This window comes from uncultured Catenibacterium sp. (genome assembly GCF_900540665.1).
In the GTDB taxonomy this organism is placed as follows: domain Bacteria; phylum Bacillota_I; class Bacilli_A; order Erysipelotrichales; family Coprobacillaceae; genus Catenibacterium.
Map to the genome: position 1 here is coordinate 1 of NZ_UQGV01000122.1, position 2,529 is coordinate 2,529.

Here is a 2,529-nt window from a genome sequence, read left to right on the forward strand (position 1 = left end):
GTGCACGTACGGTTTGATAAGGGGCTAGCCTAGTGATAGGTTAGCCTACTTTCTTGTTGATTTTATCGCTTATGTATTTTATCTTATTATCGAGGTGTATAAAATGAAAAGAAATTATCCAAGTATTATTATTACTCCTGAAGGAGAAAAATGGCTCGATAAAGGGCAGATGTGGATGTATAAGAATAATCTAGGAAGTCTAGATGATTCTATTGAGAATGGTTCTTTAGTAGATATTATGACGACTCAAGGACGTTATTTAGGTACAGGTTTTCTTTCTAAAGAAAGTCATATTACAGTACGCATTCTAACAAAGGATCAAAATGAAGTGATTGATAGAGACTTCTTTAAAAAGAGAATTCAGTTTGCCTATGATTTTAGAAAGACAGTAGAAAAAGATAATTTAACGAATTGTCGTCTTGTATTTGGTGAAGCAGATAGCTTACCAGGCTTAACTGCAGACCGTTATAATGAAATCATTGTCACTCAGATTACATCTTATGGTTTAGATTTAATCAAGGATATGATTTATGAATTATTATTAGAAGTATTAAAAGAAGATGGTCAGAATGTATCTGCCATCTATGAAAGAAATGATGTCAAGGTACGTGCGAAGGAAGGTTTAGAACTCTATAAAGGATTCTGGAAACCAAGCACATTACCTACTACAACAGTTATTAATGAAAATGGTTTGAAACTTAATGTAGATGTAGAAAATGGTCAGAAGACTGGTTACTTCTTAGATCAGAAATCTAATAGAGTATTACTAAGAAACATGTCTGCAGGTAAGACAGTCTTAGACTGTTTTAGTCATACAGGAGGTTTCGCATTAAATGCAGCAATTGGAGGTGCAAAACATGTCACTGCTGTAGATGTTTCTCAGACAGCTTTAGATCAAGGTCTTGCGAATGCAAAGATGAACCATCTAGAAGAGAGAATGTCTTTTGTACAGGATGATGTCTTTGATTACTTAGATAAATGTCATCAGGGACAGTATGATATTATTGTCTTAGATCCACCGGCATTCACTAAATCAAGAAGAACTGTCAATCATGCTTATAATGGCTATAAGAATATTAATATGAAAGCCATGAAACTATTAAGACAGGGTGGATATTTAATTACATGTAGCTGTTCACGTTTTATGGAAACAGCACTCTTTGAACAGATGTTAAGAGAATCCGCAAAGGAATGTGGAGTGACTCTAAAACAGGTCTCTGTCACTCAACAGAATGCGGATCATCCAATTCTTTGGACTATGGAAGAAACATCTTACTTAAAATTCTATATCTTCCAGATCATCTAGAAGTCTTCGGACTTCTTTTTTAATGCTTCACAAAAGCTTTTTTTATAGTTGTAACTAAGCTTAAATAACCTTGTATCTACATATATATCAAGATTATTGATTTGTGTAATATGACGCATATTGATACATGTGTTCTTATTGATCTGTACAATCTTTTTAGAATCTATCTCTTCTAAAATATCTTTTAAAGGCTTATAGAGATGATAGTTCTTTTCTATTGTATATATTGTGCTCAGATGTTCATGTGTCTCTATGTAGATAATATGATTGATAGGAATAGAGATATCCTTATAGTCATACTGAAAATAATAATAATCAAGCGAAGAAAGATATGTGGTTAATATGAAAGGTATATCCTTTTCTATCGTTCTTATAAATATATAGTAGAAGGGCTGGTAAATGACTGTTTCAGGACCTAATGGCTGATTTAATATCATTACGATAAAAGCTTCTCTATTTATATTTCTTATTCTTCGTATATCTTCAAATGTATCAGTAAAATATAAATCTGCATGAATAAGAGTTTTTGATATTGTATAAGGATGATGTAGATGATAATCAAGTATATTGATTATATGTTCTGTTATATGAGAATTTGAATGTACAATAGAAATAATCATAATATCCCACCTATTAGATAAAATAAAAAAGGACTACTAAGAGTCCTTGAGCGTGTAAACACACTGTTATAGCTTCCGTGAACACAATACATGAATAACGCAGTATATGACATAACATATATCATGAAACAAAAAATATTGTCATGAAAGCTATGAAAATGAGATTTTTACGCCCATGAGCGCCATACGCTCGTTTTTGTTTCTATGCTTAAGGCATAGAGGTAATAGATATGTCAATGGGAGAAAGATTAAGAGAAGCTAGAAATAAAATAGGATATTCTCAGGAAGAAGTCGCAAGGCGTATTGATATAGATCGTACAACTATAGGAAAGTATGAAAATGATGCCTGTGTACCATCTACAACTATTCTTGCAAGACTTATAGAAATCTATTGTACAGATGCGAATTATATTTTGTATGGCAAAGAGATGAAGGTTATGAATGTATCTCGTATACCAAAGAACTGTATGAGAGAAATCTACATGTTGCTTTCGGAATATCTTATTGAAGATTATGCATATCATGAAAACATCCACGATTAGTGGATGTTTTTTATAGTGTGCCGGGCATGGCACTAATTCAGTCGGAGATAAACCGACCACA

Annotated in this window: 3 protein-coding genes; 2 read left to right on the forward strand and 1 reads right to left on the reverse strand. The window is 32.5% G+C overall.

What is annotated here, in order from left to right:
• Positions 1 to 103: 103 nt before the first annotated feature.
• Positions 104 to 1,306, forward strand: a complete 1,203-nt coding sequence (locus tag QZQ55_RS10805) for a class I SAM-dependent rRNA methyltransferase (RefSeq protein ID WP_295093225.1) — start codon at positions 104 to 106, stop codon at positions 1,304 to 1,306.
• On the opposite strand, the gene QZQ55_RS10810 is transcribed toward QZQ55_RS10805, so the two are convergent.
• Positions 1,303 to 1,926: a LytTR family DNA-binding domain-containing protein gene (locus QZQ55_RS10810; protein ID WP_295093227.1), complete on the reverse strand. Its 624-nt coding sequence runs from the start codon at positions 1,924 to 1,926 to the stop codon at positions 1,303 to 1,305. The two genes, QZQ55_RS10805 and QZQ55_RS10810, sit on opposite strands and share 4 nt — an antisense overlap.
• Before the next feature lie 230 nt (positions 1,927 to 2,156).
• On the opposite strand from QZQ55_RS10810, the gene QZQ55_RS10815 reads away from it, so the two are divergent.
• Positions 2,157 to 2,468 carry a helix-turn-helix domain-containing protein gene (locus QZQ55_RS10815; protein WP_295093229.1) on the forward strand — a complete coding sequence of 104 codons (312 nt, stop codon included), beginning with the start codon at positions 2,157 to 2,159 and terminating at the stop codon, positions 2,466 to 2,468.
• The last annotated feature ends 61 nt before the right edge of the window (positions 2,469 to 2,529 follow it).